The sequence below is a fragment of the Pseudobythopirellula maris genome, from assembly GCF_007859945.1.
GTDB lineage: Bacteria > Planctomycetota > Planctomycetia > Pirellulales > Lacipirellulaceae > Pseudobythopirellula > Pseudobythopirellula maris.
Window position 1 is genome coordinate 53,006 of the sequence record NZ_SJPQ01000005.1, and the last position, 16,621, is coordinate 69,626.

13 protein-coding genes are annotated in these 16,621 nt (G+C 65.8%); 6 read left to right on the top strand and 7 right to left on the bottom strand.

What is annotated here, in order from left to right; genetic code table 11:
• Positions 1-23 precede the first annotated feature (23 nt).
• Entirely contained in the window at positions 24-989 is a 966-nt protein-coding gene (locus Mal64_RS18870) for a 3'-5' exoribonuclease YhaM family protein (protein ID WP_146403286.1), read from the bottom strand.
• A 217-nt stretch (positions 990-1,206) separates the two neighbouring features.
• On the opposite strand from Mal64_RS18870, the gene proS reads away from it, so the two are divergent.
• The 5 genes from proS to Mal64_RS18895 all read left to right on the top strand — a co-directional run bounded on the left by proS (position 1,207) and on the right by Mal64_RS18895 (position 8,557).
• Positions 1,207-2,733, top strand: coding sequence for a proline--tRNA ligase (proS, locus tag Mal64_RS18875; protein ID WP_146403289.1), 1,527 nt, complete (start codon positions 1,207-1,209; stop codon positions 2,731-2,733).
• A gap of 348 nt (positions 2,734-3,081) precedes the next feature.
• Positions 3,082-3,555 (top strand): hypothetical protein, encoded by a 474-nt coding sequence (locus Mal64_RS18880; protein WP_146403292.1) that lies wholly within the window; start codon positions 3,082-3,084, stop codon positions 3,553-3,555.
• A gap of 157 nt (positions 3,556-3,712) precedes the next feature.
• Complete coding sequence (locus tag Mal64_RS18885; RefSeq protein WP_146403294.1) at positions 3,713-4,888, top strand: DUF1573 domain-containing protein; 1,176 nt, start codon at positions 3,713-3,715, stop codon at positions 4,886-4,888.
• Positions 4,889-5,045: 157 nt separating this feature from the next.
• A complete protein-coding gene (locus tag Mal64_RS18890; protein ID WP_146403297.1) occupies positions 5,046-6,887 on the top strand; it encodes a multiheme c-type cytochrome in 1,842 nt (613 codons plus the stop codon).
• 335 nt (positions 6,888-7,222) lie between these two features.
• Positions 7,223-8,557, top strand: a complete 1,335-nt coding sequence (locus tag Mal64_RS18895) for a hypothetical protein (RefSeq protein WP_146403299.1) — start codon at positions 7,223-7,225, stop codon at positions 8,555-8,557.
• Between the two features lie 95 nt (positions 8,558-8,652).
• On the opposite strand, the gene Mal64_RS18900 is transcribed toward Mal64_RS18895, so the two are convergent.
• The gene (locus tag Mal64_RS18900) at positions 8,653-10,242 is read right to left on the bottom strand and encodes a hypothetical protein (protein ID WP_146403301.1); all 1,590 of its coding nucleotides are present in this window, start codon (positions 10,240-10,242) and stop codon (positions 8,653-8,655) included.
• 263 nt (positions 10,243-10,505) lie between these two features.
• Here Mal64_RS18900 and Mal64_RS18905 point away from each other — a divergent pair, with 263 nt between their 5' ends.
• Positions 10,506-11,210, top strand: coding sequence for an AIM24 family protein (locus Mal64_RS18905; RefSeq protein WP_146403303.1), 705 nt, complete (start codon positions 10,506-10,508; stop codon positions 11,208-11,210).
• 41 nt (positions 11,211-11,251) lie between these two features.
• Here the strand turns inward: Mal64_RS18905 and Mal64_RS18910 are convergent, their stop codons facing one another.
• The 5 genes from Mal64_RS18910 to Mal64_RS18930 all read right to left on the bottom strand — a co-directional run bounded on the left by Mal64_RS18910 (position 11,252) and on the right by Mal64_RS18930 (position 16,484).
• On the bottom strand, positions 11,252-11,875 hold the full coding sequence (locus Mal64_RS18910; RefSeq protein WP_146403305.1) for a hypothetical protein: 624 nt from the start codon (positions 11,873-11,875) through the stop codon (positions 11,252-11,254).
• A 311-nt stretch (positions 11,876-12,186) separates the two neighbouring features.
• Positions 12,187-12,396: a hypothetical protein gene (locus tag Mal64_RS18915; RefSeq protein WP_146403307.1), complete on the bottom strand. Its 210-nt coding sequence runs from the start codon at positions 12,394-12,396 to the stop codon at positions 12,187-12,189.
• A gap of 653 nt (positions 12,397-13,049) precedes the next feature.
• Positions 13,050-14,120, bottom strand: a complete 1,071-nt coding sequence (locus Mal64_RS18920) for an endonuclease NucS (protein WP_146403309.1) — start codon at positions 14,118-14,120, stop codon at positions 13,050-13,052.
• Between the two features lie 214 nt (positions 14,121-14,334).
• The gene (locus Mal64_RS18925; RefSeq protein ID WP_146403311.1) at positions 14,335-15,036 is read right to left on the bottom strand and encodes a hypothetical protein; all 702 of its coding nucleotides are present in this window, start codon (positions 15,034-15,036) and stop codon (positions 14,335-14,337) included.
• A gap of 695 nt (positions 15,037-15,731) precedes the next feature.
• Positions 15,732-16,484, bottom strand: a complete 753-nt coding sequence (locus Mal64_RS18930; RefSeq protein ID WP_146403313.1) for a YebC/PmpR family DNA-binding transcriptional regulator — start codon at positions 16,482-16,484, stop codon at positions 15,732-15,734.
• Between the last annotated feature and the right edge of the window lie 137 nt (positions 16,485-16,621).

Here is a 16,621-nt window from a genome sequence, read left to right on the forward strand (position 1 = left end):
CCGCGTTCCGCATTTCGAATTCCTTACCGCTCGCCCTTCCAAACCTTCCGCTCGATGTTCGGGTAGTACTGCGTCCAGTTGCTGTCCGCGTTCGGGCAGTCGTTGATCAGGCCCGAGAAGCTGGCGAGCTTGGCGTCCAGGTTGTCGAGCTGGTTGAGCGCGACGGCTTCTAAAGTCATCGGCAGCTTCGAAGAGCCGAAGGCGTACTCGCCGTGGTGGCTGATGATCATGTGCTTGAGCTCCATGAGCAGCGTCGCCGGGATCGGCTGCCCCGAGATGCGTTCCGCCTCGCGGGCCTTCTCGTCGAGCGTGGTGATCGCCAGCACCATGTGGCCGAGCATCTGGCCCTCGTCGGTGTAGGCGATCTCCTTGTCGTAGCTCAGCTCGGTCACCTTGGCCGAGTCGTGCAGGAAGGCGCCGATCAGCAGCTTCTCGCCGTCGAGCTGCTTGTAGCGCGGCGCCACCAACAAGACCAGTTCGAGCAACGACAGGGTGTGCTCCAAGAGCCCGCCGTGGTAGCCGTGGTGGTTCTTCATGCCGGCCGGGGCGCGGCAGAACTTCTCGGTGAATTCCTCGTCGGCGAAGTAGGCTTTCACCAGCGCGGCCAGCGGCGGCGACTTCACGGAGTTGAGGATCTCGGTGAGCCGCTCGGCCATCACGCGCACGTCGTCCGACTGCAGCGTGCGGAAGTCGGCCTCGTCCACTTCGTCGGGGCGCGCTTTGCGGATGCTCTGGGCGATCAACTGCATGGTGCCCTGGAACAGCTGCGTCGAGCCCTCCACCACCACGTAGTCGCCGTTCTCGAACGCCTTGTAGTCGTTCTCGCTGGCGTTCCACATGCGCGTGGAGATCGAGCCGCCGCGGTCGCTCAGGTCGAGCTGCAGGTAAAGGTTGCCCTGGCGGTTGGGACGCAGCTGCTTGGCGCTGGCTAGGAAGACCTCGCGGACCTGCTCATTGTGGGCGAGCTGATTGACAAAACGACGAGACATGCTGATGCGGCCAGTGTTTGCTAGAGACGGGAAATGCGGTGTGCGGCAAGGTGTGAGCCTAGCAGATTGCCGTCCTTTACGCGGGGGGGCGGCGGGTGCGGCATTCCAGCGGGGGCCGGCTTTGCCGTAGAATGCCCGCCCCCGAAGCGATTCCGCTTTCGGCGTCCCGATCACCTCACTTTTAGAACACCGCCCCGCGCTGTCCCTCGCCGCCGCCATGCCCAAAAACGCCATTTCCCCCACCCGCTCCGAAAACTACCCGGAGTGGTACCAGCAGGTCGTCAAGGCGGCCGACCTGGCCGAGAACTCCGACGTCCGCGGCTGCATGGTCATCAAGCCGTGGGGCTACGCCATCTGGGAGAACATCCAGCGGCGGCTCGACGCGATGTTCAAGGCCACGGGGCACGAGAACGCTTACTTCCCTTTGTTCATCCCGATGAGCTTCCTGGAAAAGGAGGCCGAGCACGTCGAGGGGTTCGCCAAGGAGTGCGCCGTGGTGACGCACCACCGGCTCGAGCCGGACGGCGAGGGGGGCCTCAGGCCCGCGCCTAGCGCCAAGCTCGACGAGCCGCTCATCGTGCGGCCCACGAGCGAGACGATCATCGGCGCCACGTTCGCCCGCTGGGTGCAGAGCTACCGCGACCTGCCGATCCTGATCAACCAGTGGGCCAACGTCGTGCGGTGGGAGCTGCGCACGCGGATGTTCCTCCGCACCGCCGAGTTCCTCTGGCAGGAGGGCCACACCGTGCACGCCACGAGCGAGGAGGCCGAGCAGGAGACGCGCATGATGCTCGACGTGTACGCCACCTTTGCCGAAGAGGCGATGGCGATGCCGGTCATCAAGGGCGAGAAGACCGCCGGCGAGCGGTTCCCCGGCGCCGTGGCGACCTACTCGATCGAAGCGCTCATGCAGGACAACAAGGCGCTGCAGGCCGGCACGAGCCACAACCTCGGCCAGAACTTCTCCAAGGCCCAAGAGATCAAGTTCCAGAGCCAGGCGGGCGAGCTGGAGTTCGCCTGGACCACGAGCTGGGGCGTTTCGACCCGGCTGGTCGGCGGGCTGATCATGACCCACTCGGACGACGACGGCCTCGTGCTGCCGCCGCGCCTTGCGCCGGCTCATGCGGTGATCTTGCCGATCTACAAGAACGACGCCGAGCGCGACATCGTCTTGCCTTACGCCCAGTCGCTCAAGGCCGAGCTCGAGGCGCAGCAGTACGACGGCGAGCCGGTCCGCATCCGCATCGACGACCGCGACCTGCGCGGCGGCGAGAAGAAGTGGCAGTGGGTCAAACGCGGCGTGCCGCTGCGGCTGGAGGTTGGCCCGCGCGACGTGGCGGGCGAGGGCGTTTTCGTCTCCCGTCGCGACACGAACGCCAAAGGGCAGGGGACCCCGCGGGCCGAGCTGGTGGCGACGATCGCCGACACGCTCGTCGAGATCCAGCAGGGATTGTTCGACCGCGCCCTGGCCGCCCGCCAGGAGGCCACGGTCGAGATCGACTCGCTCGAGAAGTTCGAGAAGTTCTTCGCCGAGGGCAAGCCGGGCGGCTTGGTCTGGGCGCCGTTCGTCGACGGGCCCGAGATGGAGGCCAAGCTCAAGGAGCTGAAGGTGACGGCCCGCTGCGTGCCGCTCGACGAGCAAAGCGGTGGCACGCCCGGCCTGCCCACCGGCTCGGGGAGCGGCAAGTGCCTGTTCACCGGCGCGGCGACCGACAAACGGGCCGTCTTCGCTCGGGCGTACTGACGCCCTCTTCGGCGTGGTTCGCCGACGCCATTTGTCGACGCCATTTGTCGACGCCATTTGCGGTCGCCTGTAGGGACCGCCCTCTGTGGCGGTCCGAACCCCGGCGGGCGAGCGTGTCCCCCCCTTTGCTCCGGGTGTGAGAGCAGCGAAAGCCCTTGGTTCGCGTGTACCCGGGGCTGGAACGCCACAGAGGGCGTTCCCTACAGATTGGAATCCAGCGGGCTGAAATCTGGCGGGTCGAAATCTGGCGGAAAAACAGCAGCCGCGGGCCGCTTGACACCGATAGTGTACGGGTGTATACATTCGGTCGTCTTGCCCGTTTTCTCCTTTGCCCGAGGAGCCCCGCCGATGCCCGGTTGCCTGTTCACGTTCTACGCCCATTCCCAGCGGGAAGAGGGCTTTTCGCCCGACCACCAGCGGCGGCTGATCGACGCCGCCTACGACGCGCAGAGCCGGGGCCGCCTGGCGTTGTGTGCGGCGGCGGCCACCCGGGACCAGCTCGAGTTGCTGGTGCTGTGGGCCGACGACCGTCCCCAAGGCCGGGTGGGCGATCACCTGCAGGGCGTGTTGGAGCGCGGCATGCGGAGCGAGTTTAGTCCCGACTTGTCGGCCTCCTGGAGCCGCAGCGGTTGGCTCGACGGCCGCCGCTGCGACCGCCGGCTGAGGAATCGCACCCACTACGATTGGCTCGTCGGCCGCCTGGCGGGCGAACGCGACGGCTGTTCCTGGAGCCGCGAAAACTCGTGGACCCGTGAAAAAGGGTTCCTGACACCCGACTCCAAGCGTCTGGGGGGCTTGGGGCGTCGTCCGACGGCCGCATGAGATCGTCCCCCCTAGGGGCGTAAGCCTCTGCCGGCCTACGACGCCCAGTCGACCCATGTGCCAACCCAACAGACGCTCCGGCATATCGGCCGTTGGGGCTTGGAGGTATTCCCCGCCGCTGGTTTGACCAGGACGGGCCGTGTTCTAAAATCGGGGGATGAAAGTCTTCCCCCTGTTTATCGTCTCGGCACTGGCCGGGGTTGTTGCTGGCGCCGCGCTGGGATATTCCCGCGCCGCTCCGCAGGCCCACGAAGCGGCCGACTCGTCGGCGCACGTCTCTTCATCGAGCCCGGCGGCGGCAAGCCTGCCGCCCGACGAGACCCCGCGCGTCGAGGTCGACCAGGCGAACTACAACTTCGGCAAGATGCAGCGCGGCTCGACCGAATCGCACGAGTTCGTGTTCACCAACAGCGGCACGGCGCCGCTGTACCTGGAGGTCGGCCGCACGAGTTGCAAGTGCACGCTGGGCAACGTATCGAACGAGCCGCTCGCGCCGGGCGACTCGACCCCGGTGCGGCTCGAGTGGACCGCCCTGACCCAAGGGGGCGATTTCCGCCAGACCGCCGCGGTGCGCACGAACGACCCCAAACGCCCGCGCGTCGATCTGGCGGTGGAGGGATCGGTGATCGAAACGGTCGGCCTCACGCCGCGCGATTTCATGCTCAACACCCTCGCGGCGGGCGAGGAGAAGTCGGCCTCGGTGCGGTTCGTGTCGTTCGAAGAGGACGAGTTCGAACTCACGGCCACGATGGCCCCCACCTCGCGCAACCCCGATCGGTTCGAGCTCGATGTCGTTGCGCTCGGCGACGACGAGCTCTCCGACGAGGGCGCCAAATCCGGCTACCGCATCGACCTGCGCGCGCTCGAGGGCCTGCCGCTCGGCAGGATCAACGACCTGGTCGAGCTCAAGACCTCGCTCCCGACGAAACCGAATCTGTTCGTGCCCGTGATGGGCGTGGTCGAGGGCGACATCTCGGTCCACGGCCGCGGCTGGGTCGAGTCGCTCGGCGTGCTGCGTCTCGGGGCCGTCGAGAGCGACGAGGGCGCCACCGCCAAACTGCTGCTGAGCGTTAAAGGCGTCTTTTCCGACGAGACCGAGTTCACCCTGCTCGAAGTCGATCCCGAGGATGGCTTGCGGATCGAGTTGGGCGAGCCCTCCTCGCCCCGCGACGGGGTGCGGCACGTGCCGCTCACCATCACGCTGCCGCCGGGGCTGCCGATCATGATCCGCAACGACACGGCGCAGGGCCAAGGCATCGGCTTGATCCGTCTCGGCACTACCCATCCCAAGGTGCCGACGATCGACATCGGCTTGCAGTTCAGCGTTTACTGATCCGCGGGTGGCGGCACTGCTAGCGGCTGCGGGAGTGGATTCCTCGCGGCGAGCGGCCGAAAAGACATGGGGGCTCTGCGCGCGTAGCGCCGCGCCTTTTTGTCATTTTGATCCGTTGATCCGCCACACGCCTCTCCGCACTTATCACAGGCGAGCCATGCCCTCGACGCCGAGTCACGCCACGTCCCGCACCCGCCGCCGAGCCGCGCTCGGGGCCGTGATGGTTCTCGTGCTCTTTGGCGCCGGCGCCGGCCGGCCCGGCGCCGAGCCGCAAGCGGCGCCTGCTGCGCCCCAGCGCATCGTGCTCGACGCGGCCCTTCCCGCGGCCCAGTCTCCGCCGAAGGTGACGCTCCGCCTGGCGGCCTTGCCGAGCGACGCGAAGACGCCGCAGCCGTCGGGGCCCAGCTTTCAGCGCGCCGAGTTCGATCCCGACGCGTACCGCCTGGAGGACTACGACCTGGGTCGCTTCGATCTCGACGAGGAGGCGGTCGAGCGGTTCCGGCATGCCGCCGAGCACCTCGCCGCGCACGCCCGCAAGCCGAAGCCCGATCCGATCGCGACCAACGGCGAGCTGTTCGTCGGTTGGACCAAGCCCGAGGCGGTGCTCTTGTTCACCGGCGAGCAGATGGGCTACCTCGAGCCGTGCGGTTGCGCGGGGCTCGAGAACCAAAAGGGGGGCCTGAAGCGGCGCCACACGCTGCTCAAGTCGCTCGCCGACGCCGGCTGGCCGATCGCGGCGATGGACGCCGGCGGCCAGATCCGCCGCTTCGGTCACCAGTCGCAGATCAAGTTCCGCCAGTCGGTCGAGGCGCTCGCCGAGATCGGCTACGGCGCCGTCGGGCTCGGCACGCACGACCTGCGGCTCGGCGCCGACGACCTGCTGGGAGTGGTGATCAACCTCGACGAGTCGAAGAACCCGCTCACCTCGGCCAACGTGGGACTCACCGCGCTCGGCGACGGCTTCACCGCGCGGCTGCGTGTGCTCGAGGCGGGCGGCATGAAGTTTGGCGTCACCACGGTGCTGGGCGCCAAGGCGGTGGAGGAGCTCGCCGCCGGCAGCGAGCTCGCGCTGATGGACCCCAGCGAGGCGCTCGCCGAGGTGGTCCCGCTGCTCGAGGCCGAGGGTTGCGACCAGCACGTGCTGCTCGTTTACGGCGACGCCGCCGAGGCGAGCGAGCTGGCTCGTGCCCACGACAAGTTCGACTGGGTCGTGGCGGCGCTCGGCGCCGACGAGCCGCCCCACCGCACGCAAGCGATCGAGGGAACGTCGCACCACGGCCGCGGCGCCCACCTCATCGAGACCGGTCACAAAGGGATGTACGGCATCGTCGTTGGCCTCTACGACGGCGGCGCCGAATTCCGCTACCAAAAGACGCCGCTCGACCACCGCTTCGCCGATTCGGAGGAGATGCAAAGCCGCTTCGCCGAGTACCAGGAGGAGCTTCGCACGATGGGCCTGGAGGGCCTCGGTCTCTCGCCGTCGCCGCACCCCACCGGCCGCCCGGTGGGCGACAAGCTGTTCGCCGGCTCGGCCGTCTGTGGCGACTGCCACACGGCGGCCGCCGAGGCCTTCGCCGCCACGCCGCACGCCCACGCCACCGAGACGCTCGTCGCGCTGCACCCGGCGCGGCACTTCGACCCGGAGTGCCTGTCGTGCCACGTCGTCGGCTGGCAGCCGCAGAAGTACTTCCCGTACGTGAGCGGTTGGCTCAGCTACTCGGAAACGCCGCACTTGGCGGGGCAGGGCTGCGAGAACTGCCACGGCCCGGCCGCGCGGCACGTGGCGGTGGAGTACGGCGAGATCGACGCCGAGGACGAGGAGATCGAAGAGCTCCGCGCCGCGTTGCGTATGGAGATCGTCCCCAACGAGGGGAACAAGGAGGGCCAGGTCTTTGGCGCGGTGGTGAAGAACTGCGTCGAGTGCCACGACCTCGACAACTCGCCCGACTTCGACTTCCAGGAGTACTGGCCCGCGGTGGCGCACGAGGGCAAGGACTGACCCAGCCCGCGTCGTGCTCTGTTTGCTAGCGCGACGCCATCTTCATCTTCTTCCGAATCAGCCGTCGCGCTCCACTGAACCCTCGAGCCCGAGGGCCCAGCGGCTCCTACCGAGGCGGTGACTCGCACGCGGCCTTCACGCGGCTTCTGCCTGCGCTGAGTTCTCGATTGCGGCGCCATCTCTTCTCTTTGGCGCGCTAGTTGCCCTTTGAACGCAACCAACCGCAATGGCGCCACGGGGCGCCGGCCGCGGCTGTTCGTCGCGGCGGCAAACTGGCCGCCGCGCGTACGAACGGGAACACACCCATTCAACGCACTTGTCTCAAGGAGCTACAGATGAAGATTTACTCATGGGCCGCAGCCCTCAGCATGGCGGGCTTGCTGGCGCCGATGCCGGCGTTCGCTCAACCCGAAACCCCCGCCCCCGCCGCCGCCAAGCAAGCTGTCGGCGAGTCGGGCGACGCCCAGCAGAACCAATGGACCAGCAGCCCGACCGAGATGTCGGGCGAGTCGAGCATCGACAATGGCGGCTCCGCCGCGGGTGAGGCGAGCAACGCCAACGTGAGCGACGAACAGTCGCCCCGCGTGTTGCAGCCGCAGGACCAGACCCAGGCCTCCGACTCGCAGGACGCCAATTCGCAGGAGCAAAACGCCAACCGTTCGGCTCAACAGCGTGCCGAAGACCGCCAGCAGCGCGCCAACGACCGCAATGCGGATCGGAATCGCGAACAAGATCGCAACCGCGACCGCAACGCCGATCGCAATCGCGACCGGGCCGATGATCGTGACCGCAACGCCGATCGTAACCGTGATCGCAATCGCGACCGCGCCGAGAATCGTGACCGCAACCGCGACAACCGCGACAACCGCGACCGCAGGTTCTCCGACCGCGAGCGCAACGCCAACTGGCGCTTCGTCGAGCGCAACGGTCAGTGGTGGTACCGCACGCCGATGAACACCTGGATGATCCGCCAGAACGGCCAGTGGAACCCCCACCGTCAAACCAGCAACTGGCAAGACCGAAGCCGTCAGAACCAGGGGTGGCAAGACCAGAGCCGCTCGCTGAGCCAGTCGGACTCCAGGCAGCGGAACGCCAACGGCGAGTACACCGCCGCTTACCGTGGTGAGGGCCAGGCCAGCCGCAACGCGCAGCAGTCACAGCGCTCGCAGAATGGCCAGCACCCCGACGTCGGCAGCACCGAGTGGATGTGCATCGACGGCCGCATGCGCAAGGTGACCGTCGTTTCGGTCAGCTCGCAGAGCTCGTCGAACCAGAACGGTTACGAGCCCGCCCCGCAGGCCCCCACCCCCGCGGACCAGCGTGATCGGCAAGGGCAACGCGGCGACCAGGCGATGAGCCCCCCTCCCGTGCCGCAGCCCGGCGATCGCGCTGAGCAGCAGTCGAGCGGCCAACTCCCCCCGGCCCCGAGCCGCGACCGGCTCAACCAGTCGGCTGACAACCAGCGTCAGGGCGGCCAGGCCTATCAGGCCAACAAGCCGGCGGGCGAACCGGACAGCGCTGATCGGTCGTACGACGCACAGCCCCAGGGCGTGCCGTCGACTAACTCCTCGCAGGACTACGACGTGAACGAGGACCAGTTCGGCGGTCCGAGCAAGGGCCTCGACGACCGAGACTCCTTGGGTGGCGACGCCGCGCCCGAGCGGTTCTGATCGGCAACTCTGATTGACTACTGAAAGACCGCAACCCCCGCGGCGTGCCCACACACGCCGCGGGGTTCTTTTTTGCGCCTTCCGAAGCACTCGACTTAATGAGTGCGGCGCCCGGCCCAAGCCATCGCGGCCAGCAGGGCCATCAACGCGGCGGCCGGCTCCGGCACGCTCGTCGCAAACGACGGTTCGCCCATCGGCCCGCTCAGCGGCCCCCCCATTGGGCCGTCGAGCAGGAAGGGGTGGAACTCGCCGAAGTTCTCAACCCACGCCGTGTAGTCGTCGGTCGCTACCGGGCCCTCGAGTCCTGGGGCGCGGTTCGGCAGGAAGGCCGATTCCTCTTCAACCGCGTCGCGCCACACCGTGAAGTCGGCCGCGTCGACCCGGCCGTCCTCGTTGTAGTCGCCCGTGATCGGGTAGGTCACGTCCGGGTAGGTGTAAACCAGCAGCTCGTAGTCGCCGGGAGGCCCCCCCTCGGGGAAGACCTCCAGCACGTAGTCGCCCGCCGGCAGGTCGACGTCGAACAAGATCGCGTCGGTCGACTCGAACTGGTCGCCGGCGAACGCCTCGCCCATCTCGTACGGCACGGGCAGGGCCGTCACGCCGTCGAGCATCACGAGGTTCGGGTTCACCACCGTAGTGGTGTTGACGTTCTGCTCGGAGATCACCTCCACGGTAACGCGCGTCGGCTCGTCGAGCGTCAGGCCGAAGTAATCCGTGTCGGGGCCGCCGCCCGGCAGTGGCGCGAACTCGGCGGTCACCACTCCCACCTTGGCCGGCAGCACGCCAGGGCCGCCGTGGATCTCCGCCCAGGGGTGCGGCGACTCGAGCGTGTTCGGCACGCCCATCGGCATCAGCGGCACGGGCGTCGTGTCGGCGAAGCCGAACTCGTTCGCCGCGTCGCCATCGAGGTACTCGCTCTCGTCGACCACGTACGGGTTGGGGCCGATCTCGTTCTCGATCGACGCGAGCATCAGCTTGAGCGCCGACCGTTCGCTGAAGTGCGACGGCGACAACAGCGTGTTGGCGTTCAGCGCCACCGCCGAGTTGAGGCCCATCACGTGCTGCGAGGTCAGCGTCATGCCGCTCGGCCCCGGGTAGGCGGGCGTGTACTTCGAGAGCGACACGCCGATGCCGGCGCCGATCGGGCCGAACGCGTCGTGGTGCCTCAGCCCGAGGGCGTGGCCCAGCTCGTGGGCGGCGATCTGCGCCGACGCGACCACCATCGCCTCGGGCGAGCCGAGTTCCTCGGCCGACCAAACGCCGCCACCGAACTCGGGCGCCTTCTCCGTGCCGACAAACAGCCCGAGCGTCGCGACGGCGTTGACCATCGCGTCGTCGGCGTCGTCGAGGTTGCGGAAGTCGATCCCCTCGGCGGAGCCAAACGCACCGGCATTAAATTTAATCACGCTCGTGGTGAACGGCGCCGGCGGCGCCGCGGGATCGAGGATGTCGAACTTCACCTGGAACGGCCCCCCCATCGGGTCGCCGGGGTCGCTGCGGTAGATGCCCTCCAGGATCCCCTTGATCGCCACCCGCTCTTCGGGCGAGTACTCGTAATCGTCGGGTTCGGTCTCGGGGGTCGTGAACGTGTCGAAGTCGAGCGTGACCAACTGAATGGCCGCAGCCGGCCGAGCGGCCAGCAGCGAGCAAGCAACCACAAGCAGAACGCAAACCGTGCGGAACATGGGACTGGACTCCAAAGATTCGAGGCGGGATGACGAAGCTACGAGAGGCCGCGTCGATCCATCGGCGACCCCCTCACCATGCGGGGATCAGCACCCGGCGGCTTGGCCCGACAAACAGCCCACGATCCGTTCCCCACGAGGCAGCAGGACCACGGTTTGCCCCTCGCGCCGCAGGGGTTTTCGGGTAGTCTGCGGCTTTCCGCTCGGCCGTCGTTAGCGCCGGTCGCTACTCCACTCGTCTCACTCCCACCCCTCAGGCCGCCATGTCGTTCTTCACGCTCGATGAGTACGTCGAAAAAACCCGCCAGGTCGACCGCGGCCAAGGCCTCTTCGAGCTCGAGACGCCGCGCATGCTCGAGCTGAACCTTGGCGGCCCCGGTCTGGCGAGCCAGGCGTGGATCAAGATGGGGACGATGGTCGGCTACACCGGCCAAGTCAAATTCACCCGCGAGGGGATCATGGAGCAGGGCGTCGGCAACCTGCTCAAGAAGGCCGTCAGCGGCGAGGGCGCCCGGCTCACCCGCGCCGAGGGCGTCGGCCGCGTCTACTTGGCCGACAACGCCAAGAAGGTGACCGTCTTAAAACTCAACGGCGAGGCGCTGTTCGTCAACGGCAACGACGTGCTGGCGTTCGAGAGCAACATCCGCAACGAGATCCGCATGATGAAGAAGCTCACCGGCGTCTTGGCCGGCGGGCTGTTCAACGTCCGCCTGGAGGGCGACGGCCTCTTGGCGATCACCTCGCACTACGACCCGGTCACGCTGCTCGTCGAGCCGGGCCGGCCGGTCTACACCGACCCGAACGCGACGGTCGCTTGGTCGGCCTCGCTGCAGCCGGAGCTCAAGACCGACGTGTCGCTCAAAACGTTCTTCGGCCGCGGCAGCGGCGACTCGATCCAGATGCGGTTCGACGGCAGCGGCTTCGTGCTGATCCAGCCGTTCGAGGAGGTTTACTTCCAGGCGGGGTAGGTGCAACGCGGCCCCGCCCCACGCACGGTGATGCACCGGTATTACTTTTCAAACCCGCTTGGCCCCTCAACCAGCAGCACCAGCAGCATCGCCGCAATGACGATCACGACTACCGTTACCAAGAGGCCGATCGCGATCTTGGTGAGTAGCGACCAGCGGTTTCGGATGTGAGGTGTTTTATCGATGATGTCGCGGTACTCGGGCGACAACACGAAATTGCCTTTGCGGTCGAACATGAACACGAGCATCGCGACCCCTAACACCGTCCCTACGGGGAAGTTGATGAGGTTCAGGGCCGACCACACCGTGCCGGCGGCGCAGCCCGTGCGGCTCAACCGCCTGAGGTCTTCGGCGCCCTTCCATTGCCAATAACCAAAGGCGAACGCCAAGGCGCCGACGCCGCCAAAGAGCAATAAGCCGAAGACCCCGGAAGGGTCTTCCTTGGGTTGAGCTACGCCCGTAAAGATAGCTAGGCCATAGAGCACGATGACTACGCCGATCAACATGTAGATGACTGAGCTGATGTAAATCAAAATCGCCATCGTACGGATGTTCGTCTCACGACCGATCATCTGTCGGCGTAGCGTCTCCTCTTCGCTTTGTTCCACAATGGGCGCCGCGGCGGCTTTGGACTGTTCTGGCGCTAAGTACGGGTTGTCGCTCATCCAGTGGGTCGCCAATTCGTAGGGGAGAGGAATGGTATGGCGACCGAGTATGGCTGCCGGTCATCACTCTTGTCGACCACAAAATGCACATCGGCTGTGGCGGGGCCAGCACGAAGGGCCAGCACGGCAAAGGGTTGGGCGTTTTCTCCTATGAACGTTGGGTGCGATGAAGCCTAAGCAGAGTCGCGCCTCCCCAAGCCTCTAGCGCACGGCCGCTCGGCTAGCAACGAGCCGACGCCCATCGAAGAATCGCTACCGATCGAACGCTTGGTCCGGCCTGCGATCATTGATGGCAGGAACCCCAAGGCCGATTAGAATCGCAAGAGCGCGAAAGCCTTGAGCTCGACTTTGAGCAGGCTGTGGTTGAGATAGTGCAGGGTGACGATGTACTCCTTGGTGCGTCCTTCGAAAGCGTACGTCTGCTGAAAGTCGCCGTGGGTCGACTCGGGGGATCGCGTGGGCTCGATCTTGATGGCGTTCCGCACCTGCCCCGTTGATTTCGGGCCCGTCCCATCATGCATGAGAGCTTCCACGGTGTAGTAGACGCGATAGGCGTTCTTTGACGCGGCCCAGTCGGGCATGAACCACCAGATCGCGGAGGCGCCCCCAATGACCGCCAGAGCGAGAGCGATCCTTAGCAGTGACGAACCATAATTTCTTGGCGCTACTTCGCTCTTCGAGTCATTCACATTCATAGACCGGGTATCTTTGATGGGGTCATGCTGCGATGACTGGAGCCGGCCGTCGCACGCAACAGAGGCCAAAAAACGCTGCTTCTAGCATCTAGGAAGTCGCTATTGTGCTACGAAACGGAGCGCCGTGTAAGGAGTCTCCGTCTAAGTCAGAAAGTTGCCGGCGCCAGCGTTCTTCTTGGAAATGGTCTTCATGTTCCAGGTCTCGATCACCTGCAGCGAGTTAGCCCAAATTCTTGAACCTGGATGGCGAAGCCACAAGAAGCCGGTCGTTGCGGTCGGAGCCACCTTCCCGCAACGCCGGCAAATTGGATTCTTGTCGCCTGTGGCGACCCAGGTTTAAAAAACCTGGGTTACCCTCGGTCTCTGCCTTTGGCATCTGCGACGCGGCGATCATGGGCCATGATGATTCGCCATCGCCTACGAGTTGGCGGAAGGCGGCGTGCGGCTCGCCCGAGGCGTCGGACACCGATGCCCTCGAGCTATTCAGGATCAACAGCGGAGGGTGTGCAGCGGATCTGGTATTCGGGAAAAGCCTTTGACAGTTCTTTGATGACTCGTTCGAACTGCGATCCCCATTGGTTGTTCAGGACGTAGGTGCGTTGCCCGAAGAACAGCAATCGCTCGTCGCCGCGAAAATACCGGCTTGGGTCGTAGCTCGGCCCGTCTTGGTCGGCGGCAAGTGAGAGAGCGGCCTCGAGTTCCTCAGAGTCGAGTTCTCCCTCGGCGCTGCGAAACAAGGTGCTTTTCTTTACCGGAACGATCTCATTGATTCTCTCGGGAGATACCGCCGATTCGATCAGGTTTCGAACGACATGGAACACCGCCCATCGTTTGTGGAGATTGCCGTAAGTCTGGCCGTTGACGCGGATGTCGTACTGGGTGTAGTCGCGACGCGACTTCCTGGAGACTCGCTCGCGGAGCTTTTTCTCCGCTATGCGAATCGTGTGGTCCGACGCCTCGGGGAGTGGTATCACCTGTTGGATGTCGGTGAGTGTTTTCTCGCCGTCACGATAGGGCTTGATGCGGATGCACCGGATGTCGAGTCCCCGCTCGTTGAGCCATAGCACCGAAGTGGTGATCTCCTTCGAGAAACCCGCCGATGCTAGGACGATCCGCACGTCTTGAGCGAAGAGTTCCTCGTCGGCTTCTTCCCAATCTAAGAAATCGAGAAGGCTCTGCGTGGCGTCAAGCGGCCGGCCATCTTTCTCGAGGTGCTCTGAGTAGACGTCGACCGCACGGTCGAATGTCATCGTTGAAACCATCGCTGCGTACCGGAGGGCTTGCAACTCCATGTGGTCGCCGGTTTCCGTCCTCTTCAACTCGATTACCACCAGATTGGCGTTCTTGTCGACTCCTAGCAGATCGATCCGCCGATTGCTCCCATCCCATTGGGAGAATTCCTCGGCGATTATCAACGTGTCTTTCGAGATGATCTCAATTTGGTTGCGGAGCAAACGCTGAAGCCCCATCCGCTCTTGGAAACCAGCTTTGGCGAATGAAGTATCGTCGAGCTTGCGGAACTTCTCGGAATCGATTTCATAGATTGGCATCGGTGACTCAGTGCCCCTGATTGATGCTGCGATCACTGACGCTCACGGCTCGCCAGTCGCTATAGCCTAGCGGGGTAGCCCATGTTCTGGAACCTAAGCAGCGAAGCCAGAAGAAACCGGTCGTTGCGGCCGGAGCCACCCTCCCACAACGCCGGCAACTTGGCTTCTTGTCGCCTGCGGCGAAGCAAGGTTTAAAAAACTGGGCGACCCTCGTTTAGGCGTTCCGCCGCGGCGCCCGCCGACGGCAGGTCGCCGCGGCCGTCAGGCCGGCGGTGAGCAGCAGGCAGCCGGTCGGCTCGGGGACCGGCACGTTCACGCCGTGGATCGTCGCCGTGTAAGTGCCGCCGCCGATGACCTCGGCGGTGATCGTCGCCACGCCGATCGGGGCGAAGTCGGTCGCGTCGGTGAAGACCGAAGGGAAGTACGATTCGTCGGGCGGGAGGATCGGATCGAGGTCGTAGTGGAACCGCAGCGAGTTGCTGTCGAAGCTGCGGACAACGGTCCCCGGCCCCACGTCGCCCGACCCGTCGGTGCGGTACTCGACGTCGATCGCGTGGTCGCCGTAGCCGTCGACCTGCAAACGGGTGATCCGCACCGCCGGGCCTCCGGGAACGCTGACCAAGTCACGCAGCCGGGGGGCGAAGATGAGCGTCCCCACGTTGTCGGATAGCGACACGCGGTCTTGCAGGTTGCCGGTGAGCAGCAGGTTGTCGAAATTGTCGCGGATCTCGAAGCCACGCAGCGGGTCGTCCTGAACCGGGCCAGCGAAATCGGGGTTGGCGGCGGACGTCGTGCCGACGGGGAAGGCGACCCCGCCCGCACCGATCGGCGCGGCGTGGGCCGAAGACGCGCAAGCCAGCAGCGTGGCGGCGATCGAGGCGAGGGCAAAGGTGCGGGGCGTGCGGAGGGCGTGCATGGAAGGATCTCGGCGGGGGGAACGAGTGGCGGTCGGAATGAGGAGCGAATCTCCTCTGAGGGGCGTATCCATAAGCCGCCCGCCAGCCCGACAGACGTTTCTCAAGAAATCCCGAGGGCGTTTGCGAGCGACCGAGGACCGGTGCATGACGTCGACGGTCTGCTGGGTCGGCGCGCAAGGTTGGGTGGCGGGGGCGCACCCGCCAGGGAAGCCCCCGGGCCAGCGAGAGCGGGTCTGTGGTGCTCGGGGGCTTCCGCTTACGCGGTGCGCCCCCGCCACCCCATGCGCTGGCGGTCAAACCGGTGGCCAAGAATTTCTTGGTGCGACTTATCCGCCTTCGGCGGGCTCCGCTGCGCCGCGCTAATCAACCTGATGGCAACGACTTAGAACAAAATCGCGAGTGGCCAAGAATCGCTGCTGCGCGCGCGGCCCAAAAGCGATTGTCGAAATTAGGTAGAAACGCCGCTACAAAGATAATTGGGCGCCGCAGGGGGGCGCGCCCGGCGGCGGGCCTGCGCTGTTACGGACGAAGGGCCGATTTAAGGCCGCCAGGCTGCGTTTTTCAGGCGCTCTCGAGCGACTCGCAAGCGAAGAACAATTTCAGCAAGCAAGTCCGGCGCGTTTTTCAAAAAGATTTGGCCGCGCAGCGGCTCTCGTTCTCTGACCCCTAGCCCCCGCCCCCTAGCCCCTGACCGTCACCCCTCCATCTCGGCCAGCGTCGCCTCGTCGATCTCGAAGTTGGCGGCCGCCTGTTGCACGTCGTCGTGGTCGTCGAGCGCCTCCATCAGCTGGATCGCCTTGCGGGCCTCGTCGCCGCTGAGCGTGACCGTGTCGTTGGGCACGTAGGCGAGCGACTGGCTCTCGGGCTCGATGCCCTCGGCCGCCTCGAACGCGGCGTTGAGGTCGTTGAAGGCGTCGACCGGACAGGTCACGCGGAACGTGTCGCCGTCGCGGGCCACGTCGTCGCCGCCCGCCTCGAGGGCAAGCTCCATGAGCGACTCCTCGTCGGTCTGGTCCGCCGGGATCGTGATCACCCCCTTGCGCTCGAACATCCACGCCGCGCTGCCGGTCGTGCCGAGCTTGCCGCCGGCCTTCTCGAAGACCTTGCGGACCTCCGGGGCGGTGCGGTTGCGGTTGTCGGTGAGGATCTCGACCATGACGAACACGCCCGCCGACCCCGTGCCCTCGTAGACGATCTCCTCGTAGTTGTCGCCGCCCGCCTCGCCGGAGCCCTTGGCGATCGCCCGCTCGATGTTGTCCTTCGGCATCGACACCGACTTGGCGTCGTTGATGGCGTAACGGAGCTTGAGGTTCGTGTCGGGGTCGCCGCCCCCCATCTTGGCGGCGACGATGATCGCCCGCGACAGCTTGCTCCACACCTTGCCGCGTTTGGCGTCGATGACGGCCTTCTTGTGCTTGATGCCCGCCCAGTGAGAGTGTCCGGCCATGAGAGAGGGGGTAGGGGTTAGGAGTCAGGGTCTAGGGTAACGCCGCGAATCTCTTATGATCTTCGCCACGCCGCCGGCTCGCAAGGCCGGGGCAGGGCGAGCCGGCCGCGTCAGCGGCCGGGGTCTCCAAACGACTC